Raw genomic sequence first — 13,996 nt, 5'->3', positions numbered from 1 at the left:
AGGTGAGTGCTGATGCTCACCGACATCGCGAACGGACGACTCTCCCTGTGGCGGCGCGTACGCGCCCATGCCGTGCCGCCCTCCATGATCGGGACGGCGACGGCCCGCCGTGAGGCGGGTGACTGGGCGGGGGCCTGCGCTGCCGCCCGCGTCGACGTCGATCTCGACCTGCGGACCCTCTCGCGCCGGTACGGCCGGGACTTCGCCGCACTCCTCCGCTCCGACCTGCGGCGCCTCGCGCCCGATCTGCTGCGCTGGCATCTGCCGAGGATCGCCCCGGACGGTCTGCTGCGCCCCGGCCTGACCGTGCCGCTCGTCCACTACGACGTCGGGGGCGGCGGCAGTGCCGACGGCCTCGGCGCCGCCGGCCGCGGCCGGGTGAGCCTGGTGGTCCGCACCGATCCCGCGTGGGCGGACGCCGGACAGCGGCTCTCCCTCGCCCTGTGGGACCCCTCCGCACGGGACGCCGCGTCCCGCCGGCACCCGCATCCCTCGCCCAGCCGGCGCCACCGCCTCGACCTGCACCGGCACCTGTGGGACGCGACCAGGTCGGGGGAGTTGCCCGCGCGGTCCACGGACGGCCGGCCGCCCGCGGATCGGGACGCCCGGCCCGAGCCGCTGCGCGCGCTGCCGTCCGGCCGACGGTACGACGTCGGCCGCTGGGCGGACGAGGCGGGCCTCCTGCTCGAAGCCGAGGGACACGGCCCGGCGGGAAGCGTCCTGGTGCGGCTCGGCGGCCGGGACAGGATGCTGCTGGACGTGGCACGCGACGGCGCGGGCTCCTGGAGGATCACCGACGCCCGCCGTCCCCGGCAGGCCACCGCGGCCGATCCGCCGGTCCTGCCCGACGCGGCCACCTGGGTCCCGCCGGACCGCGACCTGCTGGCCGCGGGCCTCGTCGAGCCGCACGCACTGCACCCGCTGGTCGCCGCCGCACTCGCCCCCGGACATCTCCCGGCGCCCGCCGCCACGCCCGCGCGCCGGGCGGAGGAGCCCGGCGTGGTGGACTGCCGCGGCGCGCTCCACCGGATCGGTCAGGTGGACGGCGTCCTCGCGCCGCTCGACCACGATCCGGTCGAGCTCCGCCGCGAGGCGCTCCTGGTCGCGCTCGGCGGGCCGCCGTTGCCCTGCCTCCGTGCCGTCGACGAGGCTCTCCGCACCCCGGAGTGCCTGCCCGGCGTACGCGAACGCCTCGCCCACGGCGACGCCGACGGTGCCCTCGAGATCGTCACGACACTTCTCGGACCCCAGGCGGTGCTGCGCGAGGGGGAGTTGCTCGACACGCTCGCGGCCGCCGTCGACCAGCGGATCGTGCGTGGCCTGTACCGGGCCGGGCTGTCCGTCTCCGACCGGCTCGACGGCGCTCCCCGCCACGTGCCGGCGGCTCCCACGACCCCTTCCCACCGCCGCGCGGTGCGTCGCCGCGCAGGGGAAGCCGCCCACCGCTGAGTGCTCCGCGCACCCCGTTCCCGCGCCCGCGGTCCGCGGTCTTCCGTCGCGGGCGGCCCGCTCCGAGGGCCGCGTGACGCCTCGTCATCCCTTGCTCGTCCTTTCCCTGCGCCTTCAGAGGAGTAGCCATGACCATCACCCTGTCCCCGTCCGTTCCCTCCGCCCCCGCCATGCCGCAGGAACCCGCTCCGGCCGCCCTGCCCGTCGCCCCGCTGGAGGTCGCCTCCGCGCTGCTGGCCGTGCTGGGCGACACCACCACCGAACCGCGCCGCGACATGCAGTTGGAGGCGCTGACCCTGGCCGTCGCCGCCGACCTTCCGGTGCTGCTCTGGGGCGAGCCGGGTATCGGCAAGACCGCTGCCGTCACCCAGCTGGCCGAGGAGCTGGACCTGCCGCTGAGCACCGTGATCGCCAGCGTCCACGAACCGTCGGACTTCTCCGGCCTGCCGGTCGTCGGCGACGACCCCGCCACACAGGGGGTGCCGATGGCCCCGCCGGACTGGGCGGTGCGCCTGGTCCGCCAGGGGCGCGGGCTGCTCTTCCTGGACGAACTGTCCACCGCCCCGCCCGCCGTGCAGGCGGCCCTGCTGCGGCTGGTGCTGGAGCGGCGGGTCGGCGCCCTGCGGCTTCCGGAAGGCATCCGCATCGTCGCCGCCGCCAACCCGCGCGCCTCCGCGGCCGACGGCTGGGAGCTGAGCGCGCCGCTGGCCAACCGGTTCGTGCACCTCCCGTGGATGCACGACTCCGAGGTCGTGGTCCGTGGCCTCGGCGGCACCTGGCCGCGCGCCACCCTGCCGCGGCTCGACCCCGCCGAGGTGCCGAGGGCGGTCGACCTCGCCCGGCGCGCGGTGTGCGGGCTGCTCACCGCGCGGCCCAAGCTGGTGCACCAGCTGCCCGCCAACGAGGCCCGCCGGGGCGGGGCCTGGCCCTCGCCCCGCACCTGGGACATGGCCCTGCGGCTGATCGCCTTCGCCACCGCTGCCGGCGCGCAGCGGGACGTGCTGTCGCTGCTGGTCAGGGGCGTGGTGGGGGACGGGCCAGGACTCGAACTGCTGGCGAGCATGGACCGGATGGACCTCCCCGACCCGGAGGACGTGCTGGCCGACCCCGCCGGGGCCGAGCTTCCGCAGCGCGGGGACCTGCGGCAGGCGGTGATGGAGGCGGTGGTGTCCGCGGTGGCGACCCGGCCCACCCGCGAACGGTGGGACGCCGCCTGGTCGTTGCTGGTGCGCGCCATGGAGACCGGGGCGCCCGACCTCGTGGTGGTCCCGGCGACCACGCTGGCCGCGCTGCGGCAGGACGAGTGGGACGTGCCAGCGGCGATCGAGCGGCTGGCCGGGGCGGTGGACCTCTCCCGCCGCGCCGACCGGGCGGCGGCCCGCGTGGCGCACGCCGCGGCGAAGGCGACCCGATGACGGGGGCGACGGCGGGGACGGCGCCGGGGGAGCGGCAGGCGGAGGCGTACCCGGGGGAGCGGCCGGCGGAGGCACGCGCGGAACGTCGGCCCGGACGGGTCCCCACGCCGGAGCCGGTCCCCGCGCCGCGGCCGCTCCGGCCGCTCCCGTCGCCGCGGCAGGCCTCCGCACCGCGGCCGGGCCCCACGCCGAGCCAGGCCTCCGCGCAGCGGCCCGGGATCGGGGCTGGCGGCGTCGAGCCCGGGTCCGTCGGGGCCAGGTCCGACGGGGCCGGGGCCGTCGAGCCCGGGTCCGCGCCGTGCCGGGCCCCGGCCTCGCGGGAGCAGGGGCTGCTGGACCTGGACAAGCTGTACGCCGCTCGGCTGCAGGCCGCCCGGGCCCGCCCCTACCTGGCGGCCGCGCTGTACGCGCTGCACGTGGTCGAGTCGCGTCAGGTCCCCACCATGGCGGTCGACCGGTACTGGCGCTGCTACGCGTCCCCCGCGTTCGTGGCGTCCATGCCGGTGGAGGAACTCGCCTCCGTCTGGGTGCACGAGGTGTCCCACCTGCTGCGCGACCACCATGGGCGCAGCGACCGGTTGGCCCGCGCCCGGGACCTGACCGGTCCGGGGGACCGGTTGCGCATGAACATCGCCGCCGACTGCGAGATCAACGACGACGCCTTCGGCGACGGGCTGCCGGAGCCCGAGGGCCTCGTCACCCCGCGGCTGCTCGGTCTCGAGAACGACGGGGTCATGGAGGACTACGTCGACCGGATCCGGCTCCGCCGCCATACCGAGCACTTCACCTGGCTCGACTGCGGGAGCGGCGCGGACGGCATGACCCGCGGATGGGAACTCGGGCCCGAGGGAGCCCACGGACTCACCGACCAGGAGCGCGACGCGGTGCGCTTCCGGGTGGCGCAGGGCATCTCCGCCATGCCCGGCGACACGCCCCGGACCTGGCGGCGGTGGGCCGAGGAGGTGTTCCACGCGCCACAGCCGTGGCGGGCACTGCTGGGCGCGGCGATCCGTTCGGCGGCCACCGGCGCGGGAGCGGGCCAGGACTACACGTACGGCCGCCCGTCCCGCCGCTCGGCCGGGCTGCCCGGCGTCGTCCTGCCGAGCCTGCGGCACCGACCGCCCAAGGTCACCGTGGTCGTCGACACCTCCGGTTCGGTGAGCGACACCGAACTCGGCAGCGCCCTGCTCGAGGTGGCCGCCATCACCCGGTCGCTCGGTGGCCGCAGGGACCTGGTGACCGTGATCAGCTGCGACGCGGCCACCCACCGGGTGGGACCGATCTGTGCGGGGGAGGGCATCACGCTCGTCGGCGGGGGCGGCACCGACCTGCGGGCGGGGTTCGACACGGCACTCAGGGCACGGCCCCGCCCCGACGTCGTGGTCGCGCTGACCGACGGCCAGACGCCGTGGCCCTCGTCCCGGCCTCCCTGCCGCACGATCGTGGGGCTCTTCCCCCGCGCCCCGCACTACTCGGAGGACGACCCCGAGTACACGCCCGACCTTCCCCCCTCGTGGGCCAGGGTGGTGGAGATCGGCTAGCGGGCGGTTCCCGGCACCGGCGGGCGGTTGGCGGGGCCAGGGGTGGCGAGGGCGGTCCGGCGAAGGTAAGAAGCGGGTCAGAGGTGGGGCCCACGACACCGCCCTCTCTGGCGTGGGCACGCCGACAGGTCTATAGATGTACGTTGCATCTAAATTCGTGTCCCGCCCTCGCGGACGGCCGAACCGGAAAGGACATCGCATCGATGAATGCGCCGTCAGCGACAGCGACAGGGGAGGCGGGGGCCGCCGCGAGCCCGTTCCGGCAGCCCCGAGCCGTCTGGGCCGTGGCCTTCGCCTGCGTGATCTCGTTCATGGGGATCGGCCTGGTCGACCCGATCCTGCCCGCCCTCGCGGAGAACCTGCACGCCTCCGCCAGCCAGGTCTCGCTCCTGTTCAGCAGCTACCTGATCGTCACCGCCGTCGCCATGCTCTTCGTAGGGTGGATCTCCAGCCGGATCGGCGCCAAGCGGACCCTGGTGGCCGGACTGGCCGTGATCGTGGTCTTCGCCGCCCTCGCCGGCGCGACCGACTCCATCGACGGCATCGTCGGCTTCCGGGCGGGCTGGGGCCTGGGCAACGCCATGTTCATCGCCACCTCGCTGGCCGTGATCGTCGCCTCCGCGAGCGGCGGCTTCGGCGGCGCGATCATCCTCTACGAGACCGCGCTCGGCCTCGGCATCGCCGTGGGCCCGCTGCTCGGCGGGGTCCTGGGCGACATCAGCTGGCGCGGACCCTTCTTCGGCGTGGCCGTGCTGATGGCGCTGGCCCTGGTCGCGACCGTGCTGCTGGTCCCGTCCACGCCGCGGCCCGAGCACCCCACCTCGCCGGTCGCCCCGCTGAAGGCGCTGCGTCACCGCGGGCTGCTGACCATGGGCATCATGGCCCTGCTCTACAACTGGGGCTTCTTCACCATGCTCGGCTACGCCCCCTACCCGATGGAGCTCGAGGCCTTCGACCTCGGCCTGGTCTTCACCGGCTGGGGCCTGCTGGTGGCCGCGTTCAGCGTCCTGGTGGCGCCGCGACTCCAGGCCAGGTTCGGCACGGCGCCGGTGCTGTACGCCAACCTGATCTGCCTGGGCGCGCTGATGGCCGTCGTCGCGGCGGGGGTGGAGACCCCGGCGGTGGTGATCGTCGCGGTCATCGTCAGCGGGGCGTTCATCGGCATCAACAACACGCTGACCACCCAGGCCGTCATGCTCGTCGCGCCGGTGGAGCGGCCGGTGGCCTCCTCGGCGTACGGCTTCGTGCGCTTCATCGGCGGCGGCCTGGCTCCCTATGTCGCGGGGAAGATCGCCGAGGCGACCGACCTGTCGATGCCGTTCTACGTCGGCGCCGCCGCGTTCGTGCTGGCCGTACCGGTCCTGGCCACGGGGCACCGGCTGGTACGGGAGGCCGAGAGCCCGCGCGAGGAGACCGTGCCGGTCGAGCCGGTGGTCACGCCCGTCGGGACGTAAGGGTCACGGGAGTCGCCGGGGGCCGGGTGACGCGCCGCACGGGTGCGCCACCCGGCCCCCGGTGCGGTGACGGCCCCGTGGCACGAGGGCGGATCACCCCGGTCGAGGCTTCGCCGCGGAGCACGGCGGGTTCTGCCTGCCGTCGTCGCGCATGTGCCCCCGCTGCCGGATCGCCGTCCGGGCGAGCGGTGTCCCGGAGACGAACGGCAGGCCCGCAGCGCGCTGGGGCGCCGGCGGTGGCGGAGACGGACGTCGTGCCCAGGCGCCCGGTGGGTCAGGAACCGGTCACGGTGCGAGCGTCAGGTCCGGTGCCCGTGCCAGGGCGGCGGGCGGCGGGGAGCCTCGGCCTCACGCGGTGGTGGCGCGGGCCGACTCCACCACGCGGACCAGCGGCTCCAGACGTGCGTCCCGCGACGCGTCGTCGAGGGCCGCGCGCAGGGCCGCCTCGTGCGTCGGCCGGGCCTCGGTGAGCAGGGCCAGGCCGGACTCGGACACGTCCGTGTAGATGCCGCGGCGGTCGGTGGGGCAGAGGTAGCGCGACAGCAGGCCGCGGTCCTCCAGGCGCGTCACCAGTCGCGTGGTCGCGCTCTGGCTCAGCACGACGGCCTCCGCGACCTGCTTCATCTGCAGGTGGCCGCCCGGCCCGTCGTGCTGCCGGCTGAGGACGTCCAGCAGGGAGTACTCCCGCGGGCTCAGCCCATGGCGCTGCAGCGCGCGCTCGAGGTGGGACTCGATCCTGCCGTGCAGGAGAGAGAGCGCGCACCAGCCGTCGGCGAGGGCGGTGAGCGAGGGGTCGGTCGCGGTCACGCTGACCTCCTACGGGGCAAAGGGGTCGGTCGGGTCGGGAGACGTCCGACGCGGACGTCCGGCAGGTCACCAGGAGACCGCCGGGCGTCTCCAATCCTTCCACACAGGGGTTACCCGGGGCCAGATTTAGCCCGCGCTTGCAATTATCCCGCGCATGCAACTAATGTCGTCGCTTGTTACCGCCCCCCGCAACGTATCGTCTGGGAGAACCCCATGCCTCTCGCGCTCCTGGCTCTGGCCGTCGGGGCCTTCGGGATCGGCACCACGGAGTTCGTGATCATGGGCGTGCTGCCCCAGGTCGCGGACGACTTCGGCGTCACCGTCCCGACCGCCGGCTGGCTGGTCACCGGCTACGCGCTCGGCGTCGTCCTCGGCGCCCCGCTGCTGACCGTGCTGGGCACCAAGGTGTCCCGCAAGAAGATGCTGATGTTCCTGATGGGCCTCTTCGTCGTCGGCAACGTCCTGTCCGCCGTCGCCCCCGTCTTCGGGCTGATGCTCGCCGGGCGGATCGTCGCCTCGCTGGCCCACGGCGCCTTCTTCGGCATCGGCTCCGTGGTCGCCGCCGACCTGGTCGCCCCGCATCGCAGGGCGTCCGCCATCTCGCTGATGTTCATGGGCCTGACCGTGGCCAACGTCGTCGGCGTCCCCGGCGGCACCTACCTCGGCCAGGCCGCCGGCTGGCGCACGACCTTCGCCGCGGTCGCCGCGCTCGGCGTCGTCGGCCTGCTCGGCGTCGCCCGCCTGGTCCCCGAGGGCGGACGCCCGCCCGCCGCGGACGTCCGCGCCGAGTTCGCCGCCTTCCGCAACCCCCAGGTGTGGCTGGCGATGGCGATGACCGTCCTCGGCTTCGGTGGTGTCTTCGCCGCCATCACCTACGTCACGCCCCTGGCGACCGAGGTCACCGGATTCGCGGAGTCCTCCGTGACCTGGCTGCTCGTGCTGTTCGGCCTGGGCATGTTCTTCGGCAACCTGGCCGGCGGCAAGCTCGCCGACCGGGCGCTGATGCCGCTGCTGTTCACCACGCTGGCCGCGCTCTCGGCGACCCTGCTCGTCTTCACGGTCACCGCCCACCACAAGGCGCTCACCGCCGTCACCCTGACCCTGATCGGCGCCCTGGGCTTCGCCACCGTGCCGCCGCTGCAGAAGTGGGTGCTCGACCAGGCGTCCGCCGCCCCCACCCTGGCGTCCGCCGCCAACATCGGCGCCTTCAACCTCGGCAACGCGCTCGCCGCCTGGCTGGGCGGCCTGGTGATCTCCGGAGGCCTCGGATACACCGCCCCCAACTGGGTAGGCGCGATCCTGGCCGCCTCCGCCCTCCTCCTCTCCCTGCTCGCGGCCCGCCTGGACCGCCGCGCCCGGCGTACCGGCGCCGTCGGCCCGGTCGTGGCCGGTTCGGGGGGACCCGCCGCGCCGGGCCCGGCGGCGGAGGCGGAAAAGGCGGCGCAGCCTGCCAGTCTGTGACGGCCCCGTCCGGGCGCGCGTCCGCCCCCCGTCCCGTCGTCCGCACCCCTTCGTCCGCAACCCCGTGGCCACCGTCCCCTCGGTCCGCACCCAGCGGCCGTCCCCTCGGTCCGCACCCCGCTCGGGGGTCGCGCCGCCATTGTCCGAAGCCATTCGTCCGCAACACCGCAACCCATGCAAGGAAGCACCATGAGCACCCCCTCCGTCCCCACCGTCACCCTCAACAACGGCGTCGAGATCCCCCAGTTGGGCTTCGGCGTCTTCCAGGTCCCCGACGAGGAGACCACCGCCGCCGTCGCCGCGGCCCTGGAGGCCGGCTACCGCTCGATCGACACCGCCGCGATCTACGGCAACGAGGCAGGCGTCGGCAAGGCGATCGCCGACTCCGACATCGCCCGCGAGGACCTGTTCGTCACCACCAAGGTGTGGAACTCCGAGCAGGGGTACGACGCCACCCTCCGGGCCTTCGACGAGAGCCTGGCCAAGCTGGGCCTCGACCACGTCGACCTGTACCTGATCCACTGGCCCACCCCGGCCCGTGACCTGTACCTCGACACCTGGCGTGCCTTCGAGCGGCTGGCCGCCGACGGCCGGATCCGCGCCGCCGGAGTCTCCAACTTCCAGCCCGCGCACCTGCGGCGGCTGCTGGAGCACAGCTCGCTGGTCCCCGCCGTCAACCAGGTCGAACTCCATCCCGCGCTTCAGCAGGCCGAACTGCGCGCCGTGCACGCCGAACTGGGGATCGCCACCGAGGCGTGGAGCCCGCTGGCCCAGGGCGCGGTGCTGGGGGAGGAGGCGATCGTCTCCCTCGCCGAGCGCCACGGCCGGACGCCCGCGCAGATCGTGCTGCGCTGGCACCTCCAGCTCGGCAACGTCGTGATCCCGAAGTCGGTCACCCCGGCGCGCATCGCCGAGAACATCGACGTCTTCGGGTTCACCCTCGACGACGAGGAGATGGCCTCGCTCGCCGCCCTCGACCGCGGGCTGCGCACGGGTCCCGACCCGGACGAGTTCAACTGACCCGAGCCGTCAGCCCCCGCGGTGGGCGATGTACAGGTCGAGTGCCTTGTGGAGGACCTTGCTGAGCGGGAAGTCCCACTCCCCGAGGTACTCGACCGCCTCGCCGCCCGTGCCGAGGCGGTGGCGCAGCAGTGCCAGGTGCTGCTCGTCGCCCGCGACCGAGCCGGTGATGCCGCGCAGGTCGTAGAGGGTCGCCCCCATCTCATGCGCGTCCGACATCATCCGCCACTGCAGGGCATGGTCCGGGCACACGTCCGCCCGAGTGTGTGGCGCGGCCCCATAGGCGTGCCACACATGCTCCCCGACGGCGAGCATCAGGGCCGCGGCCTGGTCCTCGCCCTCGAACCGGGAGAAGTAGACCCGCATCCGGTCCGGATGCTCGTTGCGCAGGGCGATCCACATGCGCTGGAAGTAGGAGAGAGGCCGCGGGATCAGCCCGTCGCGGTCGGCGGCCTCGGCGTAGAGCCGGTGGAAGGCGGCGAGGTCCTCGTAACCGCCCCGGACCACCTCCACCCCGGCCCGCCACGCCTTCTTCGCGTTGCGGCGCCACTCCGGGCTGTATCCCGCCTGGACCTCCCGCAGGGGCCGGTCGCCGAACGGCACCTGGAAGACGTACCGGGGCTGGTTGACGGCGGCGCTGTCCTCGCCCTCGGCGGTGACCGGCCGCCAGCCCAGCCGGTGCAGCCGCTCGGCGAGCTCCCGCGCCGCCGGGTCCTCCTCGGAGGGCGGCACCTCGCGCAGCCACCGCACCTCCGGGTCGCCGAGCGCGCCCCGCACCGCGGCGGCGTCCCACCGCCGGGCGATCACCGGCGGACCCATCCGCACGGTGAAGGCGCCGAGGTCGCGCAGGTACTCGACCATCGGGCTCAGCCAGTCGCCGAGGTCCTCCGAGGCCCAGTCGACGACCGGTCCCTCCGGCAGGTAGGCGAGGTAGCGCCGCACCTTGGGCAGCGCGCGCAGCAGCACCAGCGCGGCCCCGACCAGCCGGCCGTGTTCGTCGAACCACCCCAGCGACGCCGAACGCCAGTCGCTCTTCACCTCGCCCCACGAGGGGATCTGCAGGTGGCTCACCGACGACTGCCCCGCGACGAAGGACAGGTGCTCCTCGCGGGTGATCGCTCGCAGGAGGTACTTCATGGTGGTGCCGCGCTCCTTTGTTCGACACCAGCGTATGCGTAGGGAGCGCCTCCGGTTGCGCCGCCCGGTCGGCGACGCCCCCGTGGCGGCCGCCTTCCGTCAGGTCCAGGGGCCGAAGGGCGGCCGCGCGGGAGCCGGGCCGAGCGTGGTGGTGCCCGGCGCCGCCCGGTGCCCGAGACCCGTGCGATAGGCGTTCAGCGCCGCGTCGGTGCGGCCCTCACCGCGGTACAGGTCCCCGAGCAGCCGGCAGATGTCGGCGAGGTCGCCGGCCGCCCCGGCCGTCTCGAGCAGCGAGAGCGCGGTGACGTAGTGCCGCTCCGCCTTCTCCGGGTCGCCCCTCTCCTCGGCGATCAGCCCGAGCAGGCGGTGCGCGCCGCCGGCGTGCAGCGCTCCGCGGTCCTGCTGGAGCCCGTCCAGGAGACGCTCGAGCAGCTCCGCGGCCTCCGCCTGGTCTCCCTTGCGCCGCAGGACGTCGGCCAGTTCGACCTCCACCTGCCAGACGTACAGCGTGGCCCGCTTCGACAGCAGCATGGAGTGGGCGGTGCGCAGCTCCTCCTCGGCCCGCACCAGGTCGTCGTGCTGGGCGTGCACGTAGCCGCGCATCCAGTGGCAGTGCGCCAGCTCGGTGCGGATCTGGAGCTGCTGGTAGAGCTCGGTGGCGCGCAGCAGGGAGGCCTCGGCGGCCTCGGTCCTGCCCTCGGCGATCAGCGTGCGGGCCACCGTGCGGTGCATGGAGGCGACCAGGGCCGGGTCCGGCACCTCGGGGGCCAGGGCGAGGGCGACCTCGGCGGCCTGCGCGGCGCGGGCGTGGGCGCCCAGGTCCATGTAGGGGGCGATCGACGCGGTGTACAGCTGGAGCAGCGACCCGGGATCGTGCAGGCCCGAGGTGTTGAGCTCGTTGATCGCGCTTTCCAGCAGGTAGCAGGCGTACCGCAGTTCGCCCGCCAGGTAGTGGGCTATCGCCCTGCCGCGGACGACGCGGGTGCGGGCGGGCAGCGGCTCGTCGCGCAGCTGCTCCCCGGCCGCCTCGAACCGCGCCTGGGCCTCGGCAAGTTCGCCGGTCTCGAGGGCGCACTCGCCCAGTCCCAGCAGGGCGGCGCCCCGTTCCCGGCCGAGCCCGTACTCCTCCGCCTCCGCGAGGAGCCGGCCGTACTCGGCCGCGGCGTCCGCGGCGTCGGCGGTGGCCAGGATCCGCTGGGCGTCGGCCAGCCGCATGCGCAGCGTGGCGGCGACGTGTGCGGGCCGGCCGGTGGCGAGCTCCTCGTACGTGACGCCGAGACGGTCGGCGAGGTGCCGCAGCGCGACCTCGGAGGGCCGCACCTTTCCCGCCTCCAGAGTGGAGACATAGGCGGCGGTGTACGCCGGTTCGGCAAGCTGACGCTGGGTCAGCCCACGCTCCTTGCGCAGCCGCTTCACGCGCTCGCCGATCGCGGGCGGGAGGTCGTGGCGCAGGGCCGGATCCGGCGCCCCGGACCCGCCCTCGATCGTCCCGACGTCGTCGGCGGTCGCCGCGCCGCCGGTCCCCGGTCTCGCTCCGCCGTCCGCCGACGCCGCGCTCGTTCCTGCCATGGCAGCCCTCTCGCTGTCTCCCGGACGGGGGCCGCCGGCCGGCCCGTCGCCGACCCTCCATCTTAGCCAGCCCACCGGCGCCGGACCCTTCGGTTCCGGCTTCCTCCCCGCGGCCCGCGAGGGGTCCGACGCGCCCTTCCCCGGTCAGGTCGCCGACCGGACGGAGCGGTTGCCCAAACGTAACTCGCCTGCCACGGTTCGGCGTTGTGCGGAACCCTCCCATCGCCTGCGTCGAGCGACAAGTCAAGTGCACCTGCACAAGCGCTTGATGCGGCGCGGCCGGGACGGTGAGGGCCGCCCCGGCCCGTCGGTCGCTGTCCCCGTCACCCCCGCACGCACACGGTCACGGTCAGGTCCGTGGACGCGACGTCGTCCATCCGCGACCCCCTCGGTGCTCGCCGAGGGGGTCACGAGAGCCTGACCTGGACCGTCGTCGCGGCCAGGCCCCAGAGTTGACCTCCGCCCACCGCGGCGGGACGCCGGCCCCGGGAATGCGACGGGGCCGGCGGACGTTCTTCACGGTCCGAGCGTCGGTCGACGTCGGGTCGACGTGGGTTACAGGGAGGCCGGGATGGACAGCCAGTCGGAGTCGGTGCGGAAGATCCTCAACGAGCTGGGCGAGACCTGGGCGGTGGTCGGCCTGTCCGCCAACGAGGCCCGCGCGGCCTACGGCGTCGCGGCGACGCTGCAGCGCCACGGCAAGCGGATCGTCCCTGTCCACCCGAAGGCGGAGACGGTGCACGGGGAGCAGGGGTACGCCTCCCTGAGCGACATTCCCTTCCCGGTCGACGTGGTCGACGTCTTCGTCCGCTCCGACCTGGCCGGCGAGGTCGCCGACGAGGCGGTCGCGATCGGCGCGAAGGCGGTCTGGTTCCAGCTCGGCGTCGTCGACGACGCGGCCTACGACCGGGTACGGGCGGCCGGGCTCGACATGGTGATGGACCGGTGCCCGGCGATTGAATATAAGTCCCTAAGTTAGACGGTTCCCGGGAAGAGCGGTAGTCCTACACCCATTCGGGCTATGAGAGCTTCTCGCTGACGATTACCGCAGGTCGGTGGTAGGTGACCAGCCGGCCGTCTTCTGTCGGGTGCTCTTCCCGGACCAGTCTGAGCTGACAATGGCATGCGCGGGTCGGCGAGTTCGCGAGTTCGGCACGCAGATGTGGGATGGAAGCAGCGAAATCCCACGATGAGGAGAGGACTACGAAGCGCCCCAAAGAGGGGGCCTCCGCGAGGCGGAAGCCGACTTTGCACGTGGGCACAGGCCCGCGACCCAACTGTGCCGCTTCTCTCCGCTCGCGCCAGTAGGTAGTGCACCGACATTCCGCCCCGTCGTCTCGGTGAGGGTTGGGGAGAAGGTCGTTGACGTCGGTGAGGTCAGCGCCGTCCATGACCACACCCACGTCGTCGTACACCGTGACTGCAGTCTCAGAAGCGGTCCGTTTCCCACCCAGGACTTGCGCGACACGCGCTGCAACTTGATCGTCGGCGCAGTGGACCACCCATCCGCAGCGCCCGCGATTTCCGACTCGTGGGAGGAATTTGCCGGTAGGTTCATCCCTCCCGATTGCTGCTGCGGTCCACTGCTGTGGGGTCGGGGTCGATTTGTCGTACGGTGGGGCCGGGCTGTCCTCATTGATTTCTCGTGGCATTTTCAGATTTGGCCTGACTGCAGGGTTTCTCCGATCGTGCTGACGTAGTGGATAGGGAGAGGCGCGGGTCAGGATTGTCACCCTGCACTCCGGATAGCGGCCATGAGTCTTGCTGATCGTCCTGCGGCGGCACGGTTGTGGAGATCCCCTCTGCCCGGCATGTACACCTCCCAGGGCCTGGGCGCCGCACGGTGAGGCCCTTGGGAGGCCAGGCCCGGGGCGAATCCGGGCCTGGCCTTCCCGCGTCACGAAGGGATCCGTTGTCAGTCCCGGAAGGTACGGTGCCCGCTACCGTCTTGAGTAAGGAGTGTCCGTTGGCAGAGCACCTGAGCAACGCGGAGCGGCAACAACTGATCAGTGAACGTCTTTCATCCTGGCGCTTGAGGAGTAGAAAGACCTGGTCAGGTGGGGTGGTGACGTGGCGAAGCCCCTCGTCGTTGGTGTGGTGATCTCACTCAACACGCCGACGGCCGGGGGGCTTCGTTGGTTCC

General features: G+C 73.6%; 9 protein-coding genes and 1 pseudogene. 7 read left to right on the top strand and 3 right to left on the bottom strand.

The genetic code is table 11. From position 1 onward, the window contains the following. The first annotated feature begins 12 nt into the window (after positions 1-12). The 4 genes and pseudogenes from ABT026_RS31030 to ABT026_RS31015 all read left to right on the top strand — a co-directional run. Positions 13-1,449, top strand: a complete 1,437-nt coding sequence (locus ABT026_RS31030) for a hypothetical protein (protein WP_351118531.1) — start codon at positions 13-15, stop codon at positions 1,447-1,449. A 170-nt stretch (positions 1,450-1,619) separates the two neighbouring features. Next, complete coding sequence (locus tag ABT026_RS31025; RefSeq protein WP_351118550.1) at positions 1,620-2,864, top strand: AAA family ATPase; 1,245 nt, start codon at positions 1,620-1,622, stop codon at positions 2,862-2,864. Positions 2,865-3,193: 329 nt separating this feature from the next. Next, positions 3,194-4,405, top strand: coding sequence for a vWA domain-containing protein (locus tag ABT026_RS31020; RefSeq protein WP_351118549.1), 1,212 nt, complete (start codon positions 3,194-3,196; stop codon positions 4,403-4,405). Positions 4,406-4,608: 203 nt separating this feature from the next. After that, positions 4,609-5,853, top strand: a pseudogene (locus ABT026_RS31015) (MFS transporter); the annotation flags it as partial. A gap of 354 nt (positions 5,854-6,207) precedes the next feature. Here ABT026_RS31015 and ABT026_RS31010 read toward each other — a convergent pair. After that, complete coding sequence (locus ABT026_RS31010; RefSeq protein ID WP_351118530.1) at positions 6,208-6,666, bottom strand: MarR family winged helix-turn-helix transcriptional regulator; 459 nt, start codon at positions 6,664-6,666, stop codon at positions 6,208-6,210. Positions 6,667-6,879: 213 nt separating this feature from the next. Between ABT026_RS31010 and ABT026_RS31005 the strand changes: the two genes are divergently transcribed. Then, complete coding sequence (locus ABT026_RS31005; RefSeq protein WP_351118529.1) at positions 6,880-8,127, top strand: MFS transporter; 1,248 nt, start codon at positions 6,880-6,882, stop codon at positions 8,125-8,127. Positions 8,128-8,316: 189 nt separating this feature from the next. Beyond that, on the top strand, positions 8,317-9,147 hold the full coding sequence (locus ABT026_RS31000) for an aldo/keto reductase (RefSeq protein WP_351118528.1): 831 nt from the start codon (positions 8,317-8,319) through the stop codon (positions 9,145-9,147). A 9-nt stretch (positions 9,148-9,156) separates the two neighbouring features. On the opposite strand, the gene ABT026_RS30995 is transcribed toward ABT026_RS31000, so the two are convergent. Then, entirely contained in the window at positions 9,157-10,284 is a 1,128-nt protein-coding gene (locus tag ABT026_RS30995) for a lipid II:glycine glycyltransferase FemX (RefSeq protein ID WP_351118527.1), read from the bottom strand. A 99-nt stretch (positions 10,285-10,383) separates the two neighbouring features. Then, a complete protein-coding gene (locus tag ABT026_RS30990; protein WP_351118526.1) occupies positions 10,384-11,853 on the bottom strand; it encodes a helix-turn-helix domain-containing protein in 1,470 nt (489 codons plus the stop codon). 571 nt (positions 11,854-12,424) lie between these two features. Between ABT026_RS30990 and ABT026_RS30985 the strand changes: the two genes are divergently transcribed. Then, positions 12,425-12,832 (top strand): CoA-binding protein, encoded by a 408-nt coding sequence (locus tag ABT026_RS30985; protein WP_351118525.1) that lies wholly within the window; start codon positions 12,425-12,427, stop codon positions 12,830-12,832. Positions 12,833-13,996: the final 1,164 nt, after the last annotated feature.

Source organism: Streptomyces sp. NPDC002734 (assembly GCF_040295685.1).
In the GTDB taxonomy this organism is placed as follows: Bacteria; Actinomycetota; Actinomycetes; order Streptomycetales; family Streptomycetaceae; genus Streptomyces.
The sequence above is the reverse complement of the archived record's forward strand: the minus strand, read 5'-3'. Positions and strand labels throughout refer to the sequence as shown.

Coding starts and splice junctions, on each gene's coding strand:
- ABT026_RS31030 (WP_351118531.1), top strand. CDS start 13: ATGCTCACCGACATCGCGAACGGACGACTCTCCCTGTGGCGGCGCGTA.
- ABT026_RS31025 (WP_351118550.1), top strand. CDS start 1,620: ATGCCGCAGGAACCCGCTCCGGCCGCCCTGCCCGTCGCCCCGCTGGAG.
- ABT026_RS31005 (WP_351118529.1), top strand. CDS start 6,880: ATGCCTCTCGCGCTCCTGGCTCTGGCCGTCGGGGCCTTCGGGATCGGC.
- ABT026_RS31000 (WP_351118528.1), top strand. CDS start 8,317: ATGAGCACCCCCTCCGTCCCCACCGTCACCCTCAACAACGGCGTCGAG.
- ABT026_RS30995 (WP_351118527.1), bottom strand. CDS start 10,284: ATGAAGTACCTCCTGCGAGCGATCACCCGCGAGGAGCACCTGTCCTTC.
- ABT026_RS30990 (WP_351118526.1), bottom strand. CDS start 11,853: ATGGCAGGAACGAGCGCGGCGTCGGCGGACGGCGGAGCGAGACCGGGG.
- ABT026_RS30985 (WP_351118525.1), top strand. CDS start 12,425: ATGGACAGCCAGTCGGAGTCGGTGCGGAAGATCCTCAACGAGCTGGGC.